This window comes from Streptomyces sp. NPDC047981, assembly GCF_040653315.1.
GTDB lineage: Bacteria > Actinomycetota > Actinomycetes > Streptomycetales > Streptomycetaceae > Streptomyces.
This window is the reverse complement of record NZ_JBEZNQ010000100.1, coordinates 1-24,092: the sequence shown is the minus strand read 5'-3', so window position 1 is coordinate 24,092 and position 24,092 is coordinate 1. Positions and strand designations below refer to the sequence as shown.

At 72.5% G+C, this 24,092-nt stretch carries 25 protein-coding genes; 12 read left to right on the top strand and 13 right to left on the bottom strand.

Going from position 1 to position 24,092, the window contains the following annotated elements:
• Positions 1-248 precede the first annotated feature (248 nt).
• The gene (locus AB0E14_RS35255; protein ID WP_362428038.1) at positions 249-1,796 is read left to right on the top strand and encodes an ATP-dependent DNA ligase; all 1,548 of its coding nucleotides are present in this window, start codon (positions 249-251) and stop codon (positions 1,794-1,796) included.
• A 2-nt stretch (positions 1,797-1,798) separates the two neighbouring features.
• Here AB0E14_RS35255 and AB0E14_RS35250 read toward each other — a convergent pair whose 3' ends face one another.
• A complete protein-coding gene (locus AB0E14_RS35250) occupies positions 1,799-2,326 on the bottom strand; it encodes a DUF6328 family protein (protein WP_362428035.1) in 528 nt (175 codons plus the stop codon).
• A gap of 66 nt (positions 2,327-2,392) precedes the next feature.
• Here AB0E14_RS35250 and AB0E14_RS35245 point away from each other — a divergent pair, with 66 nt between their 5' ends.
• The 4 genes from AB0E14_RS35245 (at position 2,393) to AB0E14_RS35230 (ending at position 5,380) form a co-directional block, all read left to right on the top strand.
• Entirely contained in the window at positions 2,393-2,836 is a 444-nt protein-coding gene (locus AB0E14_RS35245; protein WP_362428032.1) for a hypothetical protein, read from the top strand.
• A gap of 282 nt (positions 2,837-3,118) precedes the next feature.
• Positions 3,119-3,895, top strand: a complete 777-nt coding sequence (locus AB0E14_RS35240; protein WP_362428029.1) for a polysaccharide deacetylase family protein — start codon at positions 3,119-3,121, stop codon at positions 3,893-3,895.
• A 403-nt stretch (positions 3,896-4,298) separates the two neighbouring features.
• Positions 4,299-5,012, top strand: a complete 714-nt coding sequence (locus tag AB0E14_RS35235) for a hypothetical protein (RefSeq protein ID WP_362428026.1) — start codon at positions 4,299-4,301, stop codon at positions 5,010-5,012.
• Entirely contained in the window at positions 5,009-5,380 is a 372-nt protein-coding gene (locus AB0E14_RS35230) for a peptidase inhibitor family I36 protein (protein ID WP_362428023.1), read from the top strand. Before AB0E14_RS35235 ends, AB0E14_RS35230 begins: the two co-directional genes overlap by 4 nt.
• 79 nt (positions 5,381-5,459) lie before the next feature.
• Here the strand turns inward: AB0E14_RS35230 and AB0E14_RS35225 are convergent, their stop codons facing one another.
• The 4 genes from AB0E14_RS35225 to AB0E14_RS35210 form a co-directional block, all read right to left on the bottom strand.
• Positions 5,460-6,647: a globin domain-containing protein gene (locus AB0E14_RS35225; protein ID WP_362428020.1), complete on the bottom strand. Its 1,188-nt coding sequence runs from the start codon at positions 6,645-6,647 to the stop codon at positions 5,460-5,462.
• Between the two features lie 90 nt (positions 6,648-6,737).
• Complete coding sequence (locus AB0E14_RS35220; RefSeq protein ID WP_362428017.1) at positions 6,738-7,190, bottom strand: Rrf2 family transcriptional regulator; 453 nt, start codon at positions 7,188-7,190, stop codon at positions 6,738-6,740.
• Between the two features lie 36 nt (positions 7,191-7,226).
• Positions 7,227-8,066, bottom strand: coding sequence for a hypothetical protein (locus AB0E14_RS35215; RefSeq protein WP_362428014.1), 840 nt, complete (start codon positions 8,064-8,066; stop codon positions 7,227-7,229).
• A gap of 116 nt (positions 8,067-8,182) precedes the next feature.
• Positions 8,183-8,578 carry an SHOCT domain-containing protein gene (locus tag AB0E14_RS35210; RefSeq protein WP_362428012.1) on the bottom strand — a complete coding sequence of 132 codons (396 nt, stop codon included), beginning with the start codon at positions 8,576-8,578 and terminating at the stop codon, positions 8,183-8,185.
• 175 nt (positions 8,579-8,753) lie between these two features.
• Between AB0E14_RS35210 and AB0E14_RS35205 the strand changes: the two genes are divergently transcribed.
• On the top strand, positions 8,754-9,131 hold the full coding sequence (locus AB0E14_RS35205) for a DUF6325 family protein (RefSeq protein ID WP_362428009.1): 378 nt from the start codon (positions 8,754-8,756) through the stop codon (positions 9,129-9,131).
• Between the two features lie 88 nt (positions 9,132-9,219).
• Here the strand turns inward: AB0E14_RS35205 and AB0E14_RS35200 are convergent, their stop codons facing one another.
• The 3 genes from AB0E14_RS35200 to AB0E14_RS35190 all read right to left on the bottom strand — a co-directional run bounded on the left by AB0E14_RS35200 (position 9,220) and on the right by AB0E14_RS35190 (position 11,588).
• The gene (locus tag AB0E14_RS35200; protein WP_362428006.1) at positions 9,220-9,675 is read right to left on the bottom strand and encodes a peroxiredoxin; all 456 of its coding nucleotides are present in this window, start codon (positions 9,673-9,675) and stop codon (positions 9,220-9,222) included.
• A 99-nt stretch (positions 9,676-9,774) separates the two neighbouring features.
• Positions 9,775-10,344: a PadR family transcriptional regulator gene (locus AB0E14_RS35195; RefSeq protein ID WP_362428003.1), complete on the bottom strand. Its 570-nt coding sequence runs from the start codon at positions 10,342-10,344 to the stop codon at positions 9,775-9,777.
• 77 nt (positions 10,345-10,421) lie between these two features.
• Complete coding sequence (locus AB0E14_RS35190; protein WP_362428000.1) at positions 10,422-11,588, bottom strand: FAD-dependent monooxygenase; 1,167 nt, start codon at positions 11,586-11,588, stop codon at positions 10,422-10,424.
• Positions 11,589-11,811: 223 nt separating this feature from the next.
• Here AB0E14_RS35190 and AB0E14_RS35185 point away from each other — a divergent pair, with 223 nt between their 5' ends.
• The 4 genes from AB0E14_RS35185 to AB0E14_RS35170 all read left to right on the top strand — a co-directional run bounded on the left by AB0E14_RS35185 (position 11,812) and on the right by AB0E14_RS35170 (position 15,049).
• Positions 11,812-12,339, top strand: coding sequence for a TetR family transcriptional regulator C-terminal domain-containing protein (locus tag AB0E14_RS35185; RefSeq protein WP_362428044.1), 528 nt, complete (start codon positions 11,812-11,814; stop codon positions 12,337-12,339).
• Between the two features lie 62 nt (positions 12,340-12,401).
• Positions 12,402-13,196 carry a metalloregulator ArsR/SmtB family transcription factor gene (locus tag AB0E14_RS35180; RefSeq protein ID WP_362427997.1) on the top strand — a complete coding sequence of 265 codons (795 nt, stop codon included), beginning with the start codon at positions 12,402-12,404 and terminating at the stop codon, positions 13,194-13,196.
• Positions 13,197-13,332: 136 nt separating this feature from the next.
• On the top strand, positions 13,333-14,688 hold the full coding sequence (locus tag AB0E14_RS35175) for an Ig-like domain-containing protein (protein ID WP_362427994.1): 1,356 nt from the start codon (positions 13,333-13,335) through the stop codon (positions 14,686-14,688).
• Between the two features lie 55 nt (positions 14,689-14,743).
• Positions 14,744-15,049, top strand: a complete 306-nt coding sequence (locus tag AB0E14_RS35170) for a CU044_2847 family protein (RefSeq protein WP_362427991.1) — start codon at positions 14,744-14,746, stop codon at positions 15,047-15,049.
• Between the two features lie 105 nt (positions 15,050-15,154).
• On the opposite strand, the gene AB0E14_RS35165 is transcribed toward AB0E14_RS35170, so the two are convergent.
• The 3 genes from AB0E14_RS35165 to AB0E14_RS35155 form a co-directional block, all read right to left on the bottom strand.
• Positions 15,155-17,656 carry an ATP-dependent Clp protease ATP-binding subunit gene (locus tag AB0E14_RS35165; protein ID WP_362427988.1) on the bottom strand — a complete coding sequence of 834 codons (2,502 nt, stop codon included), beginning with the start codon at positions 17,654-17,656 and terminating at the stop codon, positions 15,155-15,157.
• A 136-nt stretch (positions 17,657-17,792) separates the two neighbouring features.
• Positions 17,793-19,256, bottom strand: a complete 1,464-nt coding sequence (locus AB0E14_RS35160; protein WP_362427985.1) for a threonine/serine exporter family protein — start codon at positions 19,254-19,256, stop codon at positions 17,793-17,795.
• A gap of 170 nt (positions 19,257-19,426) precedes the next feature.
• Complete coding sequence (locus AB0E14_RS35155; RefSeq protein ID WP_362427982.1) at positions 19,427-21,094, bottom strand: PHB depolymerase family esterase; 1,668 nt, start codon at positions 21,092-21,094, stop codon at positions 19,427-19,429.
• Between the two features lie 194 nt (positions 21,095-21,288).
• On the opposite strand from AB0E14_RS35155, the gene AB0E14_RS35150 reads away from it, so the two are divergent.
• Complete coding sequence (locus tag AB0E14_RS35150) at positions 21,289-21,798, top strand: tetratricopeptide repeat protein (RefSeq protein ID WP_362428041.1); 510 nt, start codon at positions 21,289-21,291, stop codon at positions 21,796-21,798.
• Between the two features lie 49 nt (positions 21,799-21,847).
• On the opposite strand, the gene AB0E14_RS35145 is transcribed toward AB0E14_RS35150, so the two are convergent.
• A complete protein-coding gene (locus AB0E14_RS35145) occupies positions 21,848-22,165 on the bottom strand; it encodes a cupin (protein WP_362427979.1) in 318 nt (105 codons plus the stop codon).
• 125 nt (positions 22,166-22,290) lie between these two features.
• Complete coding sequence (locus tag AB0E14_RS35140; RefSeq protein ID WP_362427976.1) at positions 22,291-23,574, bottom strand: amidohydrolase; 1,284 nt, start codon at positions 23,572-23,574, stop codon at positions 22,291-22,293.
• Between the two features lie 124 nt (positions 23,575-23,698).
• On the opposite strand from AB0E14_RS35140, the gene AB0E14_RS35135 reads away from it, so the two are divergent.
• Positions 23,699-24,040: a DUF5713 family protein gene (locus AB0E14_RS35135; RefSeq protein WP_362427973.1), complete on the top strand. Its 342-nt coding sequence runs from the start codon at positions 23,699-23,701 to the stop codon at positions 24,038-24,040.
• Positions 24,041-24,092 lie beyond the last annotated feature (52 nt).

The following is a 24,092-nucleotide window of genomic DNA, read 5'->3' as shown; positions in this document are numbered from 1 at the left end:
GCACGGGCGCGCCACGGCCGCCCCGTGCCGCGACGCTCGTCCGCCCGCCCGCGCGCCGCACCCGGCGCGGACTCCTCGACCGCCTGCGGCGCCGCAGGCCGGCGGTCGCAGCCGAGGGGGAGGTGACGTCCGGGGGCTGAGGCCGGTCGCCGGGACTGCTCGGGGTCGCTCGGGCCGGCTCGGGATCGGTCGGGATCTGTCCGGTCACCGACGTGCGGCTTCGCTCCTGTGAGGGAGAGGATGGTCGCATGCTGCTGGCCCGACTCGCGGACGCGTCCCATCAGGTGGCGGCGGTCTCCGCCCGCTCGCGGAAGATCGCGGTCCTGGCCGAACTCTTCTCGGAGGCCGCGCCCGAGGAGAGCCGGATCGTCATCGCCTACCTCTCCGGCCGGCTCCCGCAAGGACGCATCGGGGTCGGATGGAGCATCCTCAAGAACGCGATCCCGCCCGCCGTGGCGCCCGCCACGCACCCCACGCTCACCCTGGCCGGCACCGACGCCGCCATGACGGAGCTGGCCGCGGTCTCCGGTGCCGGGTCGCAGGCCGAGCGGGCCCGGCTGGTCCGTGCACTGATGGAGGCCGCCACGCTGGAGGAACAGGAGTTCCTGATCCGGCTGCTCTCCGGCGAGGTGCGTCAGGGCGCCCTCGACGCGATCGCCCTCGAAGGCGTCGCGCGAGCCGCCACGGTGCCCTCCGCCGAGCTCCGCCGGGCCGTCATGCTCGAAGGCTCCCTGCCGCGCGTCGCGCGCGCCGTGCTCGCCGACGGGCCCGCCGCGCTCGACACGTTCGCGCTGCGCGTCGGCAACCCCGTCCTGCCCATGCTCGCCCATACCGCCGGCTCGGTCACCGAGGCCGTCGCGGCCCTCGGGGCATGCGCCGTCGAGGAGAAGCTCGACGGCATCCGCATCCAGGTACACCGGAGAGGAGAGGACGTGCGGGTGTTCACCCGCTCCCTCGACGACATCACCGGCCGGCTCCCCGAAGTCGTCGCCGTGGCACGGGAGACGGCCGGTGACCCGTTCATCCTCGACGGCGAGGTCATCGCGCTCGACCCCGCCACCGGTCGGCCGCTGGCGTTCCAGGACATCGCGTCCCGGGTCGGCTCCCGGGTCGATGTCGAGAGCGCCGGCGCCGCGCTGCCCCTCTCCCCTGTCTTCTTCGACGTGCTCGCGGCGGACGGCGATGTCCTCATCGACCGGCCGGGGCAGGAGCGCCACGCCGCGCTGGTCCGGCTGCTCCCCGAGGAGCGCCGGGTGCGCAGGTTCGAGGTCCTGACGGCGGAGGCGGACGCACAGGTCAGGGAGGCCGAGCGGTTCTTCGCCGACACCCTGGCCCGGGGCCATGAAGGAGTCCTCGTCAAAGCCCTCGACGCGCCGTACGTGGCGGGCCGCAGGGGCCGCAGCTGGTTGAAGGTCAAGCCGGTGCACACCCTCGACCTCGTCGTCCTCGCCGTCGAATGGGGCCACGGGCGGCGCACCGGTCTGCTGTCCAACCTCCACCTCGGCGCCCGCGCCGAGGACGGCACCTTCGTGATGCTGGGCAAGACCTTCAAGGGCCTGACGGACGAGATGCTGCGCTGGCAGACCGAGCGGCTCGGCGAACTGGCCGTGGACGACGACGGGTTCACCGTACGCGTACGGCCCGAACTCGTCGTCGAGATCGCCTACGACGGTCTGCAGCGCTCCACCCGCTACCCGGCCGGAGTCACGCTCCGCTTCGCCCGCGTCGTACGGCACCGTCCCGACAAGCCCGCCTCCGAGGCCGACACCGTGGAGCGGGTCGTCGGCGGCGCCTGACCTCAGGACTCGGGTTCCCGCAGGTCGGTGTACCGGTAGCGGACCCAGAGGGGCAGCACGTACCAGCAGAACAGGTACCAGGCGACCAGCCCCGTCACCAGCCACGGAACGAACGAGTCGTCCGTCGCCACCCGCAGGATCAGCAGCAGCGCCGAGGTCAGCGTCGCGAGCAGCAGGACGAGTCCGACGAACGTCAGCCGGGCCGCCCAGACCACGGTCTCGGGTTTGAGCCGACGCCCCGCCACGATGCGGTGGAAGGACACCGGCCCGATGAGGGCCCCGGTCGCGGCGGCGGCCAGGGACACCGTCACCACGTAGAGGGTCCGGTCGGTGTCCGACAGCCCGGTGAACCGGGGTGCGAAGACCACCGTGAGTAGGAAGCCGAACAGCATCTGCACGCCCGTCTGGGCGACCCTGATCTCCTGCATCAGCTCGCTCCACCGGCGGTCCGCCCGCTCCTCCGGGGTCTCGCGCCGTCCGCGGACGAGGCCGTCGCCCTCCGCGTGGTCATGGTTCGGTCGAGTGGACACGGAACCTCCCGTGGTCGCCCCCTTCGCGGGTAACCGCGTGCGGCGACTTCAATCCCCGGACGTCGCGTGACCCCCCGACGCGAGGGATGCTGGAAGCGTGGCGGGGCGATCCGCACGCCCGGCAGCGAGGAGATGAGCGCCGTGTACGACAGGCACATCGACACCGACGTCACCGTGCAGCTGAGCGACTGCGACCGGCAGGACGCCCAGGCCGTCTTCGACGTCCTCGACCACGTCTACCGGCTCGAGGACATGACCTCGCCCGGCCCGCGGGCGGCCACCGCGCCCGCGCCCACCGTCTGGATGGCGACCTTCGACACGGCCGAGGGGCGTCGCGAGGAGACCGGACCCGTCCAGCTCACAGGCATGGTCGGAGCGCTGCTCACCGGTGGCTACCGCGCGGTCGACGAGGTCGAGAAGACCCTCGCGGCCACGTTCGAGATCCAGTCGCTGCAGTCCGTGTCGGGGGACCAGGAGACCGAGGCCCGGCTGCTGCTCGCCTCCCGATGACCGGCCGCCGTGCCGGATCGCCGACCACCGCCTACCTGCTGAACCGCTGACCCTCTGACCCTCTGATCTGCTGACCCGCTGACCTGCCGGTTTCCGCCGGCACGCAGACGCCCCGGGCGGAGCGGACGGGCGCCGCTCGGGGCACAGCTCTGCCCGGACCCCCCTATACATCACGTGTATACACCGTGTGTAGAGTGCGGGGAGTGCCACGCGGAGACGCCACTGACCAGGCGTGCGTGGCATTTCCGATGCCATCGACGGGGAAAGCGGGTCTGCACCACCATGTTCCGAACCACAACGGGGAAGCGTCGCGGTCCGGCCGTCGCCCTTCTGGCGGCGGCCTCTCTCATGCTCGCGCTCAGCGGCTGCGGGGTCGACTCGATCAGCCCGGGCGACGCCAGGGGCAAGGCGCCGGCCTCGGACGACAAGGCCGGTGCGGCCGGCGCCGTCGACTGCGCCAAGGTCAAGTGCATCGCGCTGACCTTCGACGCCGGTCCCGGCAAGGACACTCCGCACCTCCTCGACATACTCAAGGAGAAGCAGGTCCCCGCCACGTTCTTCCTCCTCGGCAGCAAGCATGTCGACCGCTACCCCAAGGTCGTCAAGCGCATATCCGACGAGGGGCACGAGGTCGCCAACCACACCTGGACCCACCAGATCCTCACCGATCTGGAGCCGGGCGAGGTGCGCGAGGAGCTCTCCCGCACCCAGGACGCGATAGAGAAGATCACCGGCAAGCGGCCCACGCTGATGCGACCGCCGCAGGGGCGCACCGACGACACGGTCTCCGAGGTGAGCCGGGACCTCGGTCTGGCGCAGGTGCTGTGGAGCGTCACGGCCAAGGACTACGCCACGACCGACTCGGAGCTGATACGGAAGCGGGTGCTCGACGCCTCGGAGGGGGACGGCATCATCCTGCTGCACGACATCTACGACGGCACCGTTCCCGCCGTGCCCGGCATCATCGACGAGCTGAAGAAGAGGGGCTTCACCTTCGTGACGGTTCCCCAGCTTCTCGCGCCCGGCAAGGCCGAACCGGGGGCCGTCTACCGTCCGTGACACGGGCCGTACGAACGGTGAAAATGGGGTGAGGTGTCTCACATCGGTCACCTCGGACACGTCGGAACACGGCGTGAAGGTTTATCGTTCATCAATGTGTGACGGTGAAGGGGCCCGGTCCCCAGGTCCCCCCCTTGAGGTGACCGCTCTTCGTCGTCGCGGCAATCGGCCCCGGTTGGAATCCCCCGTCCAACCGGGGCTTTGTCGTTCCCGCGGCCGAGTCCCGGTTCCTTCCCGCTCCGTGACCGGGCGCGGGCCGCTCGCGAGCGGCGCACACCCCGGCGCGTTCGACCCCTTCGGGTGACCTCGCGCATTGCCTCCTGACCTCGCGGGCAGTGATCGTCACGGGCGGTGACGATCATGTCGCCGGCCCGTCGAGCGGGGACGTCACGAGGGGGCCGCCATGCAGGACACCGCCGCGCGCTGTCGGCGCACCGCCGCAGCCGCGCTGGTCGCCGGACTCCTGCTCACGGGTTGTGCCGCCACCGCCCCCGGGCCGATCGTGCCCCCGACGCCAGAGGCTCAGGACGCCCTGCTCAAGACGGTCGAGCGCTCTCTCGTCGACCGTTGTCTCGAAGGGCGCGGACTCACCCTCGCCCGCCGGCCGGACACCTCCGAGGAAGACCGGCGCCTCCAGGCTGCGCTCTTCGGCTCAGGCCCCCAGGAGCTGTCGCTCACCCTCGCCACCGGCCACACCGTCACCGCCCACACCGACGGCTGCCTCGCCTCCGCCAGGGAGGCCCTCTACGGCGACCAGACGCGCTGGTTCCGCGCGGAGGTGACCGTGAACAACCTGCGCTCCGAAGCCCAGGACCGGATGAAGGACGACCCCGCCCACCGGGCCGCCCTCGCCCGCTGGAACCGGTGCGCGACACCGCCGGGCACGTCGGGCGCCGCCCACGCCGACCGCCCCGACCCCGCCGTCGTAACCCGCTGCGACAAGGAGAGCGGCCTCGCCGAGGTGCGGGCGCGGCTCGAGCCCGTCGAGCTGGCGAAGGTGCGCGCCCTGCGCGGCGACCAGCTCACCACCTACCAGCAGCTGCGCACCCGCGCGCTGCGGCGGGCAGCAGAGCTGTCCGCACCCGCCACCGCACAGGAAGGCACCAACACCCTATGAAGCGCATCCTCACCACTGCCGCCGCCGCGCTCCTCGCCCTCACCGGCGGCCTCGCCCTGGCAGGTCCCGTCCAGGCGGCCGAGTGCCCGAGTGGCGAGTTCTGTGTCTGGCAGGAGGCCAACTTCGGTGGCCAGCGGGCCAACTGGAGCGGCGACGACGGCTGGTGGGAGAGCTGGATCGCCGACACCGACTCCTCCTGGGCCAACCATGGCATCTCGGGACCAGGGATCAAGGACCACGTCCGCGTCTACGCGAGCGCCCATCAGGGCGGTGGCATGACGATCTGTCTGGCCCCCGGCCAGGAGGTCGGGTACAACGGAGCGGCCAATGACCGGGGTGACTCCCACACCTGGGCGACGGGCTGCTGATCCGCCCCGTCCCCGTGGGCCCGCACCCGGTCGGGTGCGGGCCCATGGTTCCTCGGCTTCCGCCCGCGCCGTGACGACGTCAGTTCTCGCCCGCGAGCCACAGGTCGGGGCCGAAGACCTCGTAGTGGACGGCCGAGGCGGCGACACCGGACGTCAGCAGGTCGCCGCGCACCTGGCGCATGAAGGGCAGCGGACCGCAGAGGTACGCCGTCACCTCCTCGGGCAGGTCGAGCGTGGTGACGTCCGCGCGGCCGGCGCGCGCCTCCGACTCGCCCGGCTGCTCGTACCAGAGGTGCAGCGAGGCGTTCGGCAGGGCGGCGACCAGGTCGCGCAGTTCGTCGCGGTGCGCATGCCCCGCGGGGGAGCGGTCGGCGTGGACCACGGTCACCGGTCGGTGTGAACCGGTGGCCGCGAGGTGGTCCAGCATGGCCAGCATCGGCGTGCTGCCGATTCCCGCCGAGGCGAGGAGCAGGGGCCCCTCTCCCTCGGGCAGCACGAGATCGCCGAAGGGTGCGGACACCTCGACCGTGTCACCCGTGCGCGCGTGCTCGTGCAGCCAGGTCGACACCTCACCCGCCGGGTCGCCGTCCACGCGCTTCACCGTGATCCGCCAGTCCGGCCGGCCGGGCGCGGCGGAGAGGCTGTACTGACGGATCTGCCGCGCTCCGTCGGGGAGTTCGACGCGAACGCTCACGTACTGTCCCGGCCGGAAGGGTTCCGTCGCGCGCCCGTCGGTGTTCCGCAGGGTGAACGAGACCGTGTCGGCCGTCTGCCGCTGCCGCTCGACGATCTCCATGGGTCGGCGGACCTCGCCCTCGGCCACGCCCGCCTCCTCGTAGAGCCGGGCCTCCAGGGCGATCAGCGCGTTGGCCATCAGCCAGTAGACCTCGTCCCAGGCCTGCGCGACCTCGGGGGTGACGGCCTCGCCCAGCACGTCGACGATCGCGGCGAAGAGATGCTCGTGGACGACCTTGTACTGCTCGGAGGTGACGCCCAGCGAGGCGTGCTTGTGCGCGATCCGGCCGAGCATCACGTCCGGCCGGCTCTCCGGGTGCTCCAGGAGCGCCCCGGCGAAGGCCGCTATCGATCCGGCCAGCGCGCGCCGCTGGTCGCCACTGGCCTGGTTGCCTCTGTTGAACAGGTCGCGGAGCAGCTCGGGGCGGGCCGCGAACATGCCCGCGTAGAAGCGCTCGGTGATCTCGTCGAGCGCGGCTCCGACGACGGGGAGCGTGGCTCGGACGACGGGGGTGGCCTGCGCGGACAGCATCCGTTCTCCTAATGTGGTAAATGATCTACGTATTTAAGGGCGTGGCTCGAGTGGCTCGGTCGGGAGTGAGCCCCTCGGGGCGGGTGGGTGTCAGTCGGCGTGGCGGGTGCTCAGCGACAGGAGCACGGGCCCGGTGGGCGACTCGACCAGGTCCGCCACCGTCAGCGGATCCAGTGAGCGGTAGAACGCCTCCTGCGCCTGGCGCAGTGCGCCGCGCAGCCGGCAGGCCGCGCGCAGGGGGCAGGGAGTCTCGCCCTCGCAGGCGACGACCTCCTCCTCGCCCTCCAATGTCCGGACCAGCCAGCCCACCGAAGCGCGCCGACCGGTCTCGGTCAGGACGAGCCCGCCGCCGCGACCGCGTCGCGCCTCGACGACGCCGAGGTGCTGGAGGCGCGTGACGACCTTCGCCATGTGGGCGTAGGGAACGGCCATCACCTCGGCCACCTCGCGGGTCGTGGCCGAGGGTTCCTGTCCGGGGGCACCGGGAACCGCCAGGCGCATCACGGCACGCAGCGCCAGGTCGGTGAATTTCGTCAACCGCACGCCATGACCGTATCAAATAAGTATTTGGGGCGCCTATTAAGGGTGGCGACTCTTGCGCCGCGACGAGCGGTGGCGTCTGAGCCACAGGCCGCCGACGATCAGGGGAGTGGCGACGAGCAGGAGGGCCAGCAGCGGCCAGCGTGCCCCGGAGAGCCGCAGGTCGGTGAAGACGATCAGGGTCACCCCGACGACCGGGATCAGGAGCGACATCAGCGCCCGCAGCCCGGCCACCACCATGTCCGGCTGGAGCCGGCCGGTGCGGGGTGCCCGCTGGTCGCGGACGCCGAAGTAGAAGACGGTCGCCCGGTCCAGCAGGACGGTGGTGCCCCGGTGGTACGAGACCGCCATGTAGGGCAGCCACACCAGCGGCGCCACGAGTCCGGTCAGGAACACCGCGATCAGGAGCACCCACGAACCGATCCGGGCCACGCGGCCCCGGCCGCCGTCGTCCGGCGTCACGATGCCGAGGAGCCGGGCCATCCGCAGGACCAGGGTCCACAGTGCGGCAAGACGGCCGGGGCGGGGGCGGTCCTCGTCGGTGGTGTCGGTGGGCACGGTCCTGGCCAGCAGACCGGTCAGGGCCGCCTCCGGGTCCGCGTACACCCCTTGCAGGACCAGTAGTTCGGCGGCGCGCTCGGGGGCGGTGGTGTCCCGGCCGTCGAGGCCCGCCAGTACGAGGATCGTCCGTGCCTGGAGCAGGAGCGCCCCGCAGAACGCGACGGGGATGAGGACCATGAACGGCCCGCCGACGAACGCCCCTTCGGCCGTGACCGCACGGCGTCCGCGCTCCGTGACCAGGGCCCTCAGCTCCTCGGGGGTCGCGTCCGGGCGCTCCGCGCGCAGCCGTTCCACGCTCCGGCCCGCTGACGGGCCCATGTGCCGCAGCGCGAAGGCGGCGAGCAGCTCGGGGAACCGGCCCGGTTCGGCCCGCGCGTCCCGCAGGAGCGAGCGGGAGAGCCCCGAGGCCGGTTCGTCCGGTGTGCCGTTCGTCGTCAGGACAGGACCTTGGCCTTCGCCTTCTCGAACTCCTCGTCCGTGATGGCGCCCTTGTCCTTGAGCTCGGCCAGTCTCGCCAGTTCGTCGGCGTGGCCCGTGCCTTCGCCCGTACCCGCCGTCTTGCGGATGTACGACTGGAACGCGGCCTCGTTCTCCTTGGCCTGCTTGAGGTCCCGCTGGGTCATGCTCTTGCCGCGCGCGATCACGTAGATCAGGACGCCGAGGTAGGGGATCAGGATGCACATGATCAGCCAGCCCGCCTTGGCCCAGCCGCTCAGCTCGTGGTCCCGGAAGATGTCCGTGATGACCTTGAACAGCAGGAACAGCCACATGATCCAGAGGAAGAACCAGAGCATGGTCCAGAAGACGTTGAGGAGAGGGTAGTCGTCCATTCCTGCACTCCGTTCCGGCCACGGCCACCGGAGGACCGGGCATACGAGCGAGTGTTGCCCAACCCTCGCCCGCCCGCATGTCGGCGAGCCCGCCGCGTCTCCACGTGCGGGCTCGGCGGCCCCGTGGTCCGATGGGCGGGCGCGTACCCGTACGAAAGGGGTCCTCACGGGACCGGTGGAATGCCTCGTACTCGCCTTCCCGGGGGAGCGGCTGAAGGCCGCGGCCGTGACCGCGATCGCCGACCTGCGCCGGGCGGGGCAGGTGCGCCTGATCGACTCGCTCGTCGTCGTGAAGTCCGTGTCCGGAGAGGTCACCACCTCCGAACTCGTCGAGTACGAGGAGTTCGAGGAGGCCGTCGCCGAGATCGGGCCGGAGGCCGATCTGCTCGGTCCCGAGGACGCCGCGGAGGCTGCCGAGACCCTGGAAGCCGGGTCGTGCGCGCTGATGCTTCTCGTCGGGCACCTCTGGGCCGAACGGGCGTCGGAAGCGATCCGGGAGGCCGGTGGCCGCGTCACGGCCCGTGTGCCCGTCCCGCCCAGCAGGGCCTGCTGACTCCGGAGGAGTTCGCCGCCGCTAAGGCGAAGCTGCTGGGCATCTGACCGCTCGCGGCGACCGGGGGACGCAGGATCCCGGCCCCCGCTCAGGCGATGCGTGCCTTCAGCGCGGCGAGGGCGCGGTCCGCGTGGACGCTCATGCGCAGCTCACTGCGGACGACCTCCACGACCCGCCGGTCCTCGTCGATGACGAACGTGACCCGCTTCGTCGGCGCGAGCGAGAAGCCCCGCGTGACGCCGAAGCGTTCGCGGATCGTGCCCTCCGGGTCGGAGAGCAGCGGGTAGCCGAGCGAATGACGGTCGGCGAACTCCTGCTGCCGCGCGACGCTGTCCGAGCTGATGCCGACCGGCTGCGCCCCGGCGGCCCTGAACTCGGCGGCCAGGTCACGGAAGTGGCAGGCCTCGGCCGTGCATCCGGCGGTCATGGCCGCCGGATAGAAGAAGAGGACGAGCGGCCCGTCCGCGAGGAGGCCGGACAGCGAACGGGGCGTCCCCGTCTCGTCCGGAAGAGTGAAGTCCTCGACGATGTCACCGACGTTCATCAGTCCCGCCCCTTGTCTCCGACCGGCTCCTCCGGTCGACGACGGGTGACGCTACCGCAGGGTAGGGAAACCCGTCACCGGCAGGGCGGGCCTCGGGCTTCAGGCCTGCTGGCGCGCGGCCTGTCGACTGTCCAGGATCGCGAGGACCTGCTCGCCCCAGCGCAGGTTCTCCTCCTCCAGAGACCGACCGCGCATCAGCGTCAGATACGGCCCGATCCGCTCCGCCTCGCGCAGGTACGTGGCCTCGTCGCGTCCGGCGAGCATCCACTCCCGGAGCCTCTCCCAGCGCGCGAGCTTGCCCCGCGCCCACTCCATCCGCTCCTGCACGAAGCCCCGTACGGCCTCGGTGTCGCCCGCGTCGCAGGCCTGCACCTGGACCATCAGCTCGTCGCGGATCGCACTCGGACGCGGCGGCGTCGCCGTGTACGCCGTGAGATCGCTCCGGCCCGCGTCGGTGAGGGAGAACATCCGCTTGTTGGGGCGCCGTTCCTGCTCCACGACGCGGGCGGCGATCAGGCCGGCCTCGGAGAGCCGGTCGAGTTCGCGGTAGAGCTGCTGCGGTGTGGCGGCCCAGAAGTTGGCCACGGACACGTCGAAGATCTTGGCCAGGTCGTATCCGGACGCCTCGCCCTCCAGGAGGGCCGCGAGGACAGCGTGCTTCAGGGACATCCCGACACGCTAGCAGCACCCTTGATCAGGCGGTTTCGCACCTGTTCGGCAGCAGTGGACAGGTGCGCGGACGGCGGCTACGGCAGGCTCGGTGCCGTCCAGTCCGCGTGCCGCAGGATCATCCGGAGCGTTGCCCCCGACGGCGCGAGGCGCATGGCCGTGTTGCGCAGGGCCACGGCACCGGGCGCTGAGAGCTGCTGGCCCAACCGGCCCGCCTTGCGGGCGGCGACCGTGACGGCCTGCGACCGCGGGCGTCGCGCGGCGTCGTACGCGCCCAGGGCGGCGTCGACGTCAGGGTGCCGCGCCAGCTCGGAGGCGAGGACGACGGCGTCCTCCAGGGCCTGGCAGGCGCCCTGCCCCAGGTTGGGGGTCATCGCGTGGGCGGCGTCGCCGAGCAGGGCGACCCGGCCGGCGACGAACGAGGGCAGCGGGACCGTCAACTCGTGGATGTCGTGGTGGAGGACGGCCTCCGGTCGGGTGGCGTCGAGCAGTTCGGGGATCGGCCGGTGCCAGCCGGCGAACCGCTCCCTGAGCGCCGGGAGCGGGTCGGCGTACCGGACCCCGGCGGGCGCGTTGAGAACGGCGTGCCACTCCGCGCGCCCGTCGACGAAGGCGATGTGCCCGAACTCGGCGCCGTGCCCCCAGGTGATCTCGAAGTCCGAGGCGAGGTCGAGCGGCCGGTCGGTGAGGGCGCGGAGCACGGTCGATCCGCTGTAGGCGGGTCCGGGATGGCCGGGGAAGAGCGCGGCCCGGGTGCGGCTGTTGACGCCGTCGGCGGCCACGACCAGATCGGCGCGGAACTCCCTGCCCGGGGTGCCCGCGGCCCGGACGTGGACCCGCCCCCGTTCCGTACGGTCCAGCTCCGTCACCTCGGCGCCGACGAGCAGGCACGCGGCCGGCAGGGCGTCGCGCAGCGAGCGGTGGAGCGCGGCACGCGGAATGCCGACGATGGGCGTGCCGAGGGCGCGTTCGAGGGCGGCGCCGTCCATGCGGGCGAGCCAGGCCCCGTCCGGTGTGCGGGTGCCGCCGGTGTACTGGCCCCGCGCGGCGGCGCGCACGGCCGCGCCGACACCGAGGGCGTCGAGGGCGCGGATGCCGTTGGCGGCGAGTGAGATGCCGGCGCCCGCGTCCTCGCGGACGGCGGCGCGCTCGACGACCGTCACCTCCCAGCCGACGCGCCGCAGCCCGATGGCCGCGGCGAGCCCGCCGATGCCCGCGCCGACGACGACTGCGTTGTTCCCCATGGTGATCGTCCTCTCCGGTCCGTCCCACCGTCTGCTGTTGTCTTCTGCCGTTGCCTTCGGCCGTCTTCTACAGATGTAGAAGAGTAGCGTGAAGTCTCTACAGGTGTAGAAAGAGGGGGTGACTGTCGACTCTCCCGATCCCTCCGCCGCCCCGCGGCGCCCGGCCTCCGAGCGCCGCACCCTGCTCGCCGATGCCGCGCTCGGTGTGCTGGCCGACGCCGGCATGCGTGGGCTGACGCACCGTGCCGTGGACGCCGCCGCCGGGCTACCGCCCGGCACCACCTCCGCGTACTACCGCACCCGTTCGGCCCTGCTCACCGCGCTCGTCCGCAGGCTCGTCGATCTCGACCAGGCCGAACTGAGCGCCGCGGGGGAGGCCCTGCCGGAGCCGCGTTCGGCGGCCGAACTGGCCGATGCCGTGCTCGGGCTCGTCGCCGGGCGGCTCACCGGCGAGGGGCGCCGCCGCTCCCTCGCCCGGTACGCCTGTGCCGTCGAGAGCGTGCGCGACCCCGAACTCCGCGAAATCCTGGTTCCGAGGGAGAACCCGGGGCGCGACGCGGTCCGCCGCTTCCTCGCCGCTCAAGGGGTCGAGGACCCCGAGGGGCGCACGCTCGCGCTCCTCGCGTGCGTGGACGGGCTCGTGCTCGACCGGGTGGTCCGGGGCGGGGACGTCTCGCTGGAGGAGGTGGAAGGCCTGGTGGTGGCGGCCCTGCGGCCCGCCCGGGGTGAGGGTGTGGCGGACGGTCGTTGACATGCAGCCGAGAGGCTGCCTATCGTAGAGGCAGCTAAAAGGCTGCATGTTGAGGTGGGGCGATGGACGAGGTGTTCAAGGCACTGGCCGATGCCAGTCGGCGACGGCTGCTCGACAGCCTGAACGCCCGCAACGGTCAGACCCTGCGCGAACTCTGCGCCGGTCTCGACATGGCACGGCAGTCCGTCAGCAAGCACCTGGCGCTCCTGGAGGCGGCGGGGCTGGTGGTCACGGTGCGGCGGGGGCGGGAGAAGCTGCACTACCTGAACGCCGCTCCGATCCACGCCATCGGGGACCGTTGGATGAGCCGGTACGCCCGCGAGCGCGTCAGCGCGCTCGCCGACCTGAAGTCAGCATTGGAGCAGAACCCGATGGACAGCAACGCGTTCGTCTACACCACCTACATCCGCACCACCCCCGAGGAGCTCTGGCAGGCCCTCACCGACCCGGCCTTCACCCGGCGCTACTGGGGCGTGGCCTTCGAGACGACCTGGACCGCCGGGTCTCCGATGGTCTGGGACGAGGGCGGCCGCAGGACGAGCGACCCCGAGCAGGTCGTTCTCGCCGCCGAGCCCGGCCGCCGGCTCTCGTACACCTGGCACACGTTCACGCCCGAGTGGGCCGAGGCGGTCGGCATCGGTGACGACGTGTACGCGAAGCTCGCCACGGAGCGGCGCTCGAAGGTGACCTTCGAGATCGAACCGGCAGGGGACACGGTCAAGCTCACCGTCGTGCACGACGACCTGGAGCCCGACGGCACCATGCGCGGCATGATCGGCGAGGGCTGGCCGGCCCTGCTCTCCAGCCTCAAGTCCCTGCTGGAGACCGGCGAGGAGCTGCCGGAACCCCCGCGCTGAGCCGACTCGATTGGTTCATTCGAGTCGTCTCCCGGCCCTCTCCCGCGCCACGCCCGGGCGCTTGATCATCTGTTCTTCCCTTGATCGGATTTGATGCCCGGTACCGCCACGGATCTGACGGGGAGGATGTCGCGTCGTGCCGTCACGCAGGAACATCAAGGGCTGGGGCGCGCTGTCGCTGGCCATCGGGGCCGTCCTCGTCACGACCGCGGGCCAGTGCCCGGCCGCACCGGGCCGACCGGGCCCCGTCCCGGGTGCGGCGGCCTCGCCGGGCTCCGCGCTCGTCACCGTCAGCGGCTGCGGGACGGGCGGCCCGTGTGCCCCCGCCCGCCACATCCTGCTGCTCTCCGGGACGTCGGCCCTGACGGGCCGGGCGTTCGCGCTCGACCGCCGCGAGACGGCCGGACCGGTCGGGATCACGCTCAGGACGCCCGGCAGGCTGACCGACGTCACGGTGACCGACCAGCGCGGACTCGGGGTCGCCGGCCGTGCGAGCCCGGACGGAACGCGCTGGACCATCGAGGGCGCGCTGCGCGCCGACGCCCGTTACACGGCGCGCCTGACCGTCGAGGAGCCCCGCCCGGGCGGTTCCGTACGGAGAGCGGCCCGCCTGGACTTCCGTACCGCCCGCGTACCGGCGGGGGAGCGGCTCACCGCGAGCTTCGGGCCGTCGTCCGGACGGACCTACGGCGTCGGACAACCGGTCACCGCCGAACTGAGCCACCCGCTCCCGGAGTCCGCCCCCGACGCCCGCCGCACCGTGGAACGCGCCCTCGTCGTACGCTCCGAGCCCGCCGTCGAGGGTGCCTGGCACTGGGTGGGACCGACCACCCTGCACTATCGGCCGCGTGCCTACTGGCCCGCCCACGCCACCGTCAGGGTCCGCAGCGGACTCGACTCCGTACGGGTCGACGACCGGCTCCAGGGAGGCCCGTCGAAGCCCCTCACCTTCACCACCGGAGACCGCGTGGAGGCCGTCACCGACGTGGCCTCCCTCCGGATGACCGTCCTGCGCAACGGCCGCGTCGTCCGCTCCATCCCCGTCACCACCGGCAAGGCCGGCTACCGCACCCGCGGCGGCGTCAAGGTCGTCCTCGGCAAGGAGCCCCTGGTCCGGATGCGCGGCGACTCCATCGGCATCGCGCGCGGTAGCCGTGACTTCTACGACCTCAAGGTCCGCTGGGCGACCCGGGTCACCTGGAGCGGCGAGTACCTGCACGCGGCACCCTGGTCGACCGACGTGCAGGGCAGCGAGAACGTCAGCCACGGCTGCACCGGCATGAGCACCGAGGACGCCGCCTGGTTCTTCCGTACCGTCCGCGAGGGCGACCTCGTCGAGGTGGTCAACGGCTACGGCGAACCGATGACCCCGTTCGGGAACGGTTACGGCGACTGGAACCTCACCTGGCGGGACTGGGAGCGCGGCAGCGCCCTCGCCGCGGGCCCCGGCCGGATCCGCCACGCCTCGGGAAGCCTGCTCCCCGCCCTGTGACCCCGCCTCGGTGATACTGGCGCTCTGCTCGCCAGCCACTGCGGAGGGATCCGTGATGCGGGACATCACCAGGGTCGAGGTCGACGACGCCGTTCTCTATGTGGAGGCCGAGCGGCTCGGCCCGGACTCGGACCTCGAGGGCCTGGGCGACCGCGTCCCCGACCTCTCCGGGGTCACGCGCGCCCTGTCCTCGTTCGCCGGCCAGCTCGGCCAGGCCCTGCACCAGGCGGCGCCCGACCGGGCGAGCGTGGAGTTCGGCTGCGAACTCGGCCTGGACGCCGGCGGCCTGACCGCCCTCATCGTCAAGGGCAGCAGCCACGCGAACCTGCGCGTGACCCTCGAATGGACCAAGTCCTCCTGATCCGGACATGGCCGCAGGGCCTGAAGCGGAGGACAACACCCTTCAGGCCCCGCGGCGTTCGGGGGCGGGCCGAGACGGCCTCGCGGCGGACCGGGACGGCCCGGATCAGGCCGAGGCGGTCTCGGCGGACTTCACCCGGCACACCAGGGCGTCGTTCTGGACGTCCGCCACGATCGTGTCGCCCGGATCCGCCTCACCGCCGAGGAGCAGGTCCGCGATCCGGTTGTCCAGCTCCGCCTGGATCGTCCGGCGCAGCGGACGGGCGCCGAACTCCGGCTGGTGACCGTGGGCGACGAGCAGCTTCTTCGCCGCCTCCGTCACCTCCAGTTCGAGCCCCTGGGCACGGACCCGGCGTTCGCTCTGCCGCAGCAGCAGATCGAGGATGTCGCCGAGATCGTCCTCGCCCAGACCGTGGAAGATGATCGTCTCGTCGATGCGGTTGAGGAACTCCGGAGTGAAGTAGCCGCGCAGATCCTGCTTCAGGTCCTCGCGGATCTCCGAGACGTCACCGTGGTGGGCCAGGATCCGCTGCGCGCCGATGTTCGACGTCATGATGACCACGCAGTGCCGGAAGTCGACCGTGCGGCCCTGCGCGTCCGTCAGCCGGCCGTCGTCCAGGACCTGGAGCAGCGTGTTGAAGACGTCCGGGTGAGCCTTCTCCACCTCGTCGAAGAGCAGCACGCTGTACGGCTGGCGACGCACCTTCTCCGTGAGCTGGCCCGCCTCCTCGTGACCGACGTATCCGGGCGGGGCGCCGACGAGCCGCGACACCGTGTGCTTCTCCTGGAACTCGCCCATGTCGAAGCGGATCATCCGGCCCTCGTCGCCGAAGAGCAGTTCGGCCAGCGCCTTCGCCAGCTCCGTCTTGCCGACACCCGTCGGACCGAGGAAGAGGAAGGAGCCCACCGGACGGTTCGGGTCGCCCATGCCCGCCCTGTTGCGGCGCACGGCCTGGGCGATGGCCGTGACGGCCTCGTCCTGGCCCACCACCCGGCTGTGCAGGGCGTCCTCCAGCTTGAGCAGCTTCTCCTTCTCGCTCTGCGTCATCTGCGCGACGGGGATTCCGGTACGGCGCGACAACACCTCCGCGATGTCGTCGACCGTCACCTCCATCACGCCCTCGCGCCGCTCCACGAGCCCGGCCAGCTCACCTTCGAGACGGGCGATGTCCTGCTTGTACTCGTTCGCCTTCTCGAAGTCCTCGGCCGCGACCGCCTCGTCCTTCTCGCGGCGCAGCTTCGCAAGCCGGTCCTCGCGGTCGACCACCTCGGTCGACTTGCCCAGCGAGCGCAGCCGCACCCGGGCCCCGGTCTGGTCCATCAGGTCGATGGCCTTGTCGGGCAGGAAACGGTCGGAGACGTAACGGTCGGAGAGTTCCGCGGCCGCCGCCAGCGCGGCGTCGCTGTAGCGGACCTGGTGGTGGGCCTCGTAGGAGTCCCGCAGCCCTTCCAGGATCTGGACGGTCTCCGGGACCGAGGGCTCCGGGATCAGCACGGGCTGGAAGCGCCGTTCCAGCGCCGCGTCCTTCTCCACGTACCGCCGGTACTCGTCGATCGTGGTCGCGCCGACCACGTGCAGCTCGCCGCGGGCGAGGGCGGGCTTGAGCATGTTGCCGGCGTCCATCGCGCCCTCGCCGGTCGCGCCCGCGCCGACCACGGTGTGCAGCTCGTCGATGAAGAGCACGGTCGACTCCGCGTCGGCCTTGACCTCGTCGATGACGTTCTTCAGCCGTTCCTCGAACTGGCCGCGGTACTGGGCCCCGGCGACGAGCCCGGACAGGTCGAGGGCGATGACCCGCTTGCCCTCGAGGGTCTTGGGCACCTCGCCCGCCACGATCCGCTGGGCCAGACCCTCGACGATGGCGGTCTTGCCCACGCCCGGCTCACCGATGAGCACCGGGTTGTTCTTCGCGCGGCGGGAGAGGATCTCGACGGTCTGCTCGATCTCCTCGGCCCGTCCCACCACGGGGTCGAGCTTCCCGGCCTTCGCCTCCTCCGTCAGGTCCCGGCCGTACTCGTCGAGCGTCGGCGTCCTGCTCTCCGGCTTCGCCGCCGGGGCACCGTCCGTCCGCGCCGCCCGGTCGGCCGTGGACCGCAGGCCCCCGACGTCCGTCCCGTACGCCGTCAGCAGCTGCGCCGCGGCCGCGTGGGGGTCGTCGAGCAGGGCGCCGAGGACGTGCTCGGGTCCGATGTACGAGACCCCCGACTCCTGCGAGCGCTCGTACGCCCGCAGCAGGACGCGCTTGGCCGCCGGGGTTAGCCCCGGCTCCGCCGAGGGCATGCCGCTCTCACCGGGGAGCACCTCGGCGATCGAGGCGGCCAGCCGGTCGGGGTCGGCGCCGGACTGGGCGAGCAGGGCACGGGCCGGGGCGATCTGGGTGCAGGCCCACAGCAGATGCTCGGTGTCCAGGTCGGCGCTGCCGTCCTCGGCGGCGCGGGCGGAGGCCCGGCCGATCAGCTCCCGTGCGGAGTCCGTCAGGAGCCGGCCGATCGGCACGCGCTGGACCGCCGGGGGAGAGGCGGCGGGCGACATCCCGAAGAAACGGTTGAGCAGCTCGTTGAACGGATCCGGGCCTCCGTACGAGGAGCCGAAGGGAGACATGGTCATGTGGTGCCGTCCAGGTGCGTCGACGTCCGGTCAGGGCCGTGCTTCCCTCACTGGACCAGATCCCGGATGCCCCCACCCGGCGAGGCCCGGCTACGGAGCGTGGCCCCGGGCCGCCGCGACGTGTCGGCGTGCGGCTTCAGCGCGCTTCGGGCGCCGGGACGTCCACGCCCTCGGGCCCGCCGATCGGGTGAGCGACGGAGCCCCGATCCCGCCGGTCGCCGCTCGGCTCGTGGCCCGCGCCGCCCGGAGCCGGCTCGCCGACCGCCGGTTCGCCCACCAGGAGGCGCGGTCGGCGCTGCAGGCCCGCGCCGACGAGGACGCCCAGCGCGATGGCCGCGACGGTGATCACGGTCTCCACGAGGTTGGAGAGCCCGGCCGTGCCGCGCTCCACGATGAGTTCGGAGACGCTGGTGAGACCGACCGCTCCAGGCACGAGCAGCCAGAAGCAGGGCAGGAACACCACCTGGTCCGGGGTGCGCGAGCGGCGCTCGATCCAGCCCGCCATCGGCGGCAGCAGCATCCCCGCGGCGAACGCCCCGAAGGTCGCCCCGGCCAGGTCCGTCGCCGCCGACTGCACGAACCGTTCGAGGAGCAGCGCGCCGAGGAGCCAGCCGGCGACCCGGGGCGGCGCGGAGAAGTACAGCAGGAACCCGAACCCGAGGAGCAGCACCCCGACCCAGGGCGCCCACGCGCCGAGCGTCTCCGACGGCGGGCCGCCGCGCGGCCGGGGCCGCACCAGCTCGGTGCCCACCAGGATGCCGAGCGCGAGGAGCAGCAGGACGTTGACGGCGCCGGCGAGCCGGGCGATGCCCGACAGGGCGGCTCCGGTGGCGAGTTCGATCGCGCCGAGCGTCAGGGCGGCGCCCGGCAGGAACGCGATCAGCGGCGGGACGTAGAGCACGGTCGGCACCTCGTGCAGCAGCGGCCCCGCCCAGCGCAGCGAGACCGTGGTGACCAGGATGGCGGCGACGACCGGCAGGGCGGTGCGCGCGGCGGGCAGCCGGTCCCCGAAGAGCCGCAGCAGACCGACGCCGGCGCCGAGCACCGCGTAGCCGACGACCGCCGCCACGGTGGCGTGCCGCATCACTCCGAGTCCCACGGTGAGCAGGACGTAGCCGAGCACGGTGGCGGCCGGGCTGAACCGTTCCGGCTGCTCCCGCTCCGCGCGCAGCGCCCGCCGCACCTCCGTGAAGGGCATCGCCTCCGCGCGCATCCGGTCCACCAGGGAGTGCAACGTCTGCACCTGGTCCAGGCGCAGGGCGGGCCCTTCGACCGGGGCGAAGTCCAGCTCCCCGCCCCGCCCGTCGGGCCCGCCGCCGACCCTGACGAAGAGACCGGTCGGTACGACGAAGCAGCGCGCCCGCATGCCGTACCGGGCGGAGATGTCACGCAGCACGCGCTCCACCTCCGCCGTCCGCTCGCCGGCCCGCAGCAGCTCGGACCCCAGCTCGCACAGGAGGGCTGCCAGGTCGCGCAGCCGCTCCCGCTCGACGTCGTCCGCCTCCGGCAGGGTGACCGTGGCCGCACGCCCTCTCCGCCACGGCAGGAGCGCCGCCACCCGGCGGAGGAGTCCGCGCACGTCGAGGCGCGGTGCCGTCACCGGGCCTCGCCCCTGCCGCCGATTCGTCCCATTCGCGCAACGTAACAGCGCGACCGGAGCCGCGCCCCGAGCGGCACGCGCGCGTGGCCGCCGACGCCGACCCCGGTACGCGCGCGGCCGGCCGACGGCGACCCCAGTACGCGCGCGGCCGGCCGACGCAGAACCCGGTCCTAGCGGTACTCGACCGTCAGCGTCACCGGGGTGTCCTTGTTCACGAAGAGGTACGCGGTCGAGGCCGGGGCCGCCTCGAAGGCAAGGCGCACCTGGGTCGTGCCACCGCGGTTGAGCGCCGCGAGAGCGGACCCGGACAGATCCGTCGAGGTGGCCGAACCGGAGGAGAAGGCGGCGATCGACGCCCCGCCCGCCACGGTCGGCGGCGCCGACCAGTCCGAGGACTCGACCGCGCACCCGCCGAAGCAGCCCGTCGTCACGTCCGCGAGCAGCCGGTTGCCCGCGGGGGACGCCCACGGGTCGCCCGAGCCGCTGCTGCGCGCCACCGTCAGATAGGCGCGGGTGATCTCCTTGCCCGCCGGGATCGCGGACGTGTCGAAGGAGAGCAGCGTCCGGTTCACCTTGCCGTCCGTGCCCCGGCCGAGGGCGAGCCCGTAGGTGTCCTCCAGCGTGCCCACCGCAGCCCCCGTACCGTCCGCCGCGGCCTTCACATAGCCGTCCTGCGCGTCCACGCTCGACAGCGTCACCCGGTCGGCCGCGGGCGGGGGAGTGGTACCGCGCAGCGCCCGCACCATCCCCATGATCGCCTCGATCTGCTTACCGCCGTGCCGGGCGTACGCGGAGTCGCCGAGGTAACCCCACCAGTTCCAGCAGCCGTTGGGGTTCTCCAGCGTGCCCGTCGCCGCCGCCTGCGGGTACAGCACGATCATGTCGTTGGTGTCGGCGTACTCGTTGAGATAGGCCCGGTCGACGAACTGGGTCCCGAAGCCCTGGTAGCCGTACCCCTGCTTGCAGCCGTGCAGCGCCACCATCAGTGAGCAGGTCGCGCCGTCGGAGCAGGACTCCGGGACGTAGACGAAGCCCTCGGCGCCGAGCGACAGGGCCGCCGCGGAGCCGCCCGGAGCGTAGCCGTTCTGGTCGAAGCGGACGAGCGAGCCGCCGGGGGCGGCGCTCGGCGCGGCGACGGAGCCCCGCAGGTGGCCGAGGAGGTCCCGCTCCGCGTCGAAGCCGCAGTTGTTGATGTACGGACTCTGCGTGACCGTGCAGGAATTGGGGCCGAGCGGACTGATCCAGGCGTGGCCGGCCGCCGTGGAGCGGTCGTAGCGCACCTGGGCGCCGAACCGGCCGTAGTAGTCGGCCAGCGCGTCCGCGACCGGGCGCTTCACCGTCGCGTCGCCCGAGCCGCTGAAGACGTACACCGGATCGCCCGCCAGGTTCGCCACCGGGTCGACGAGCCCTTGTGAGGACCAGGTCCGGGTCGTCTGCTCCAGCTGCGCGAGCTGAAGGTCCTGCGTGGTGTTCATACAGGCGTTGAGGGCGGTGGAGAGCGTGTTCTGGGCGCAGTTGTAGGGACCCGAGGCGAACACCGCCGAGCCGCTGAACGTGCCCGAGTACGCCACATGGAGCTGTGTGGCCATGTAGCCGCCCGAGGAGATCCCGGCGCTGTAGACGGCGTCGACGGCGTACGGCTTCAGCTGCCCGGGCACGGGCGTGAGGGCGGCGGGCGCGGCGGGCGACGTGACCGAGGTGTCGGAGGGCGCGGTGGGTCCGGCGGCCACCGCCGGAGTCGCGGTCGGGAACAGGGCGGTCACGGCGAACAGCAGCAGGGCTGTCAGCCTGCGGGTCCCTCGTGGCCCGCGTGGACGGAGGGGGCGGATGGGACGCATGGGAACTCCCGGCGGCTCGGGCCAGGCCAAGGGCATGGCGGGTGGTTGCCGGGAGAGTAGGGGCGCTCCGCGCGGGTGCCCTATGGGCCGGGCAGCCACAACCGGCCGCCTGGAGTATGGCGTTCCGTCACCTGGCAGCCGCCGCCCGCCACTCCACGGCGACCTGCGAGGATGCGTCCATGAACACCACCCCGATGAGCGACGACGAGCGGAACGTCCTGCTGGCGGCTGCGGTCGGACTGCGCGAGCAGGGCCGTCCCGAGGAGGCGAGGGAGCGGCTGGTGGAGCTGGCCGCGCGGCGCCCCGACGACGCCGAGGTGGCGTACCAGACGGCCTGGGCGCACGACGTGCTCGGCCTGGAGGCCGCGGCCGTCCCCCACTACCGGCGGGCTCTGGCGGCGTCCGGCGCCGCGGGCCTCACCGATGCGGACCGTCGAGGCGCGCTCCTCGGCCTCGGCAGCACCTTCCGCACCCTCGGCCGGTACGAGGAGTCCGTCGCCACCCTGCGCGGCGCGGTCGAGGAGTTCCCCGACGACGGCGCCCTGCGCACGTTCCTGGCGATGGCCCTGTACAACACCGGTGACCACCACGAGTCGGCGCGGCTGCTCCTGACGCTCCTCGCGACGACCAGCGACGACCCGTCCGTACAGCGGTACCGACGGGCCATCGAGCACTACGCGGAGGACCTCGACGCGATCGAGTGAACCGGCGGCCGACGGGGTGCCAGGTCGCGCGAGACGACCGACCCGCGGCTCAGTCGTTGACGGCGGTGAGCAGGACGACGGCGTCCTCGAGGGCGACCAGGCCGTGCCGCTCCTTGGGGATCATCTTCAGTTCGCCCGCCGACAGCTCGTCGGACCACCCCGCGGTCGTCAGCCTCACCCGCCCCCGCAGCACCATCAGGCTCGCCGCCGGGGGCGCGTTGTGCTCATCGAGCGCGGTTCCGGACAGCAGTGCGATCACGCTCTGCCGGAGCACCCCGTCGTGCATCACCACCTGGGCGCTGCGGCCGTGCGGGGCGTCGCGCGCGGCGGCCAGATGCTCGTCGGCGAGGGCTGCGAGATCCTTCATCGTCTCTCCCTGCGGGGTACGCGGGTGTGAGTCCCAGCCTCGCGCCTGTCCGACGCGCCGCAACTCGGAGCGGCCGTCCGCCGGCCCCGCCCTTCGGGCGGACGGCCATGCTCTCCTGACCCTCCCTAGCCGGTCACGCTGCCCGTCAGATGGTCGTACGCCATGTGCGCGTGCAGCCGGACGCCGGTCACCAGGGTGTCGTCGTCCGCGTAGAAGTGCGGATTGTGGTTGGTGACCAGGCCCCGGCCTCCCGGCACCGGAACGGGGTGGCCTGCCGCGTCCAGCGAGGCGTCCTGGACGCCCAGCATCACGTACAGACCGCCGAAGCGGGCGATGAACTCGGACACGTCGTCGTAGCCGAGCGTCGCCCCGGTCTCCACGGTCCGCTCCTCGCCGACCACCCGCCGGAGCGTCGGCAGGCCCGCCGCGACCCACGCCGCGCTGTTGTGCACGGGCGGCACCGGCTGGAGGAACTCGACCGTCGCCGAGGCGTTGTACGCCGCCGCCGAGTGCTCCGCCAAGGTGGCCAACCGGCCCTTCACCTCCGCCATGTCCGACTCGACCGCGCAGCGGACCGTGCCCCACAGGGTGACGGTCTGGCCGACGATGTTGAACCGTCCGACATCCTCGATGTGGCCGATGGAGACCGTGATCGGGTCGAACGCGGAGACCTGACGGTACAACTGCCCGATGCCGGTGAGGATCGCCCCGACGGCCGGCATCGGATCGACGCCCTGCCACGGCGTGGAGCCGTGCGTCTGCCTGCCGGTGACGACGATCCGCACGAGGGTGGAGGCGCCGTACTGATTGCCCACCCGGTAGCCCACGTACCCCTTGGGGTACGGCGTGACATGCATGCCGAACGTCATCGTCGGCACCGGATCGGCGCACGCGCCGTCGTCGAGCATCGCCAGGGCCCCGCCCCGCTCGGTGACCGGAGGCCCCTCCTCTGCGGGCTGGAAGACGAAGAGCACCGTCCCCGGCAGCCGTTCGCGCACCCCCGCGAGCACGGTCGCCGCGCCCATCAGCATGGCGGTGTGACAGTCGTGGCCGCACGCGTGCGAGACGGGGAACGGGCCACCGGGGTAGTCGGCGTCCACGGCCCGCGAGGCGAACTCCTCGCCGCACAGGTCCTCGACGGGCAGGGCGTCGGTGTCCGCCCGCAGCGCCATCACGCGCCCGCCCGGTGCTCCGCCGCGCAGCACCCCCACCACACCGTGTCCGGCGATCCCGGTGCGGACCTCGTCGAGGCCGAGGGAGCGGAGGTGATCCGCGATCAGCAGGGCGGTTCCCGCCTCGCGATTGGAGAGCTCCGGGTGCTGGTGCAGGTGCCGCCGCCAGGCGATGACCTGGGCGGCCGTCCCCTCGGCGAGCCGGTCCAGTTCCCGGTGGATCGGATCGGTGCTCAAGGGCCACCCCTCCTCGTCGTCGGACCGTCCCACCAGAGTGTCACCCCGACCCGGCCCGAGGGGCGTTGTCAGTGCCGTGCTGCACGATGGACCCGTCCGGTGATCACCAGGGGAAGGGGCCAGGATGCCGATCACGAACGAGCAGGTGACGGGGTACGCGTTTCTCAAGGCGCTGTACGAGGACGGGTACTACCCGGACCACGTGGTCGACAAGGGGCGGGCGATCCTGCTGCGGCTCTGCGAGCGGATCGAGGCGGAGCGCCCGGCCGACCTGACCGCGCTCTACGCGCTGACGGAGGTCGCCACCGAGGAGTTCAACGCGCTGGAGGCGGACTTCGACGAGGCCGGAAGCGAGATCGAGACCGTGGCCCGGGAGGAGATCGCCGAGAACTTCTGGTTCGTCGCCACGGCCTACGGCTTCGCCGACGCCGACGTGGAGGAGCTCATAGCCGCCCGCGAGTGGTGACGGATCGGGCGGCGTGGGCGGGGGCGCGCGCCGGGGCACGGGCGGGGGACGG

Bases quoted from the DNA above. Each gene is read 5' to 3' on its own strand.
- AB0E14_RS35255 (WP_362428038.1), top strand. From the start codon at position 249: ATGCTGCTGGCCCGACTCGCGGACGCGTCCCATCAGGTGGCGGCGGTC.
- AB0E14_RS35215 (WP_362428014.1), bottom strand. From the start codon at position 8,066: ATGGGCCCGTCAGCGGGCCGGAGCGTGGAACGGCTGCGCGCGGAGCGC.
- AB0E14_RS35235 (WP_362428026.1), top strand. From the start codon at position 4,299: ATGCAGGACACCGCCGCGCGCTGTCGGCGCACCGCCGCAGCCGCGCTG.
- AB0E14_RS35155 (WP_362427982.1), bottom strand. From the start codon at position 21,094: ATGCGTCCCATCCGCCCCCTCCGTCCACGCGGGCCACGAGGGACCCGC.
- AB0E14_RS35170 (WP_362427991.1), top strand. From the start codon at position 14,744: ATGCGGGACATCACCAGGGTCGAGGTCGACGACGCCGTTCTCTATGTG.
- AB0E14_RS35225 (WP_362428020.1), bottom strand. From the start codon at position 6,647: ATGCTGTCCGCGCAGGCCACCCCCGTCGTCCGAGCCACGCTCCCCGTC.
- AB0E14_RS35150 (WP_362428041.1), top strand. From the start codon at position 21,289: ATGAGCGACGACGAGCGGAACGTCCTGCTGGCGGCTGCGGTCGGACTG.
- AB0E14_RS35200 (WP_362428006.1), bottom strand. From the start codon at position 9,675: ATGAACGTCGGTGACATCGTCGAGGACTTCACTCTTCCGGACGAGACG.
- AB0E14_RS35195 (WP_362428003.1), bottom strand. From the start codon at position 10,344: ATGTCCCTGAAGCACGCTGTCCTCGCGGCCCTCCTGGAGGGCGAGGCG.
- AB0E14_RS35210 (WP_362428012.1), bottom strand. From the start codon at position 8,578: ATGGACGACTACCCTCTCCTCAACGTCTTCTGGACCATGCTCTGGTTC.
- AB0E14_RS35180 (WP_362427997.1), top strand. From the start codon at position 12,402: ATGGACGAGGTGTTCAAGGCACTGGCCGATGCCAGTCGGCGACGGCTG.
- AB0E14_RS35145 (WP_362427979.1), bottom strand. From the start codon at position 22,165: ATGAAGGATCTCGCAGCCCTCGCCGACGAGCATCTGGCCGCCGCGCGC.
- AB0E14_RS35240 (WP_362428029.1), top strand. From the start codon at position 3,119: ATGTTCCGAACCACAACGGGGAAGCGTCGCGGTCCGGCCGTCGCCCTT.
- AB0E14_RS35190 (WP_362428000.1), bottom strand. From the start codon at position 11,588: ATGGGGAACAACGCAGTCGTCGTCGGCGCGGGCATCGGCGGGCTCGCC.
- AB0E14_RS35135 (WP_362427973.1), top strand. From the start codon at position 23,699: ATGCCGATCACGAACGAGCAGGTGACGGGGTACGCGTTTCTCAAGGCG.
- AB0E14_RS35185 (WP_362428044.1), top strand. From the start codon at position 11,812: ATGCGTGGGCTGACGCACCGTGCCGTGGACGCCGCCGCCGGGCTACCG.
- AB0E14_RS35165 (WP_362427988.1), bottom strand. From the start codon at position 17,656: ATGACCATGTCTCCCTTCGGCTCCTCGTACGGAGGCCCGGATCCGTTC.
- AB0E14_RS35230 (WP_362428023.1), top strand. From the start codon at position 5,009: ATGAAGCGCATCCTCACCACTGCCGCCGCCGCGCTCCTCGCCCTCACC.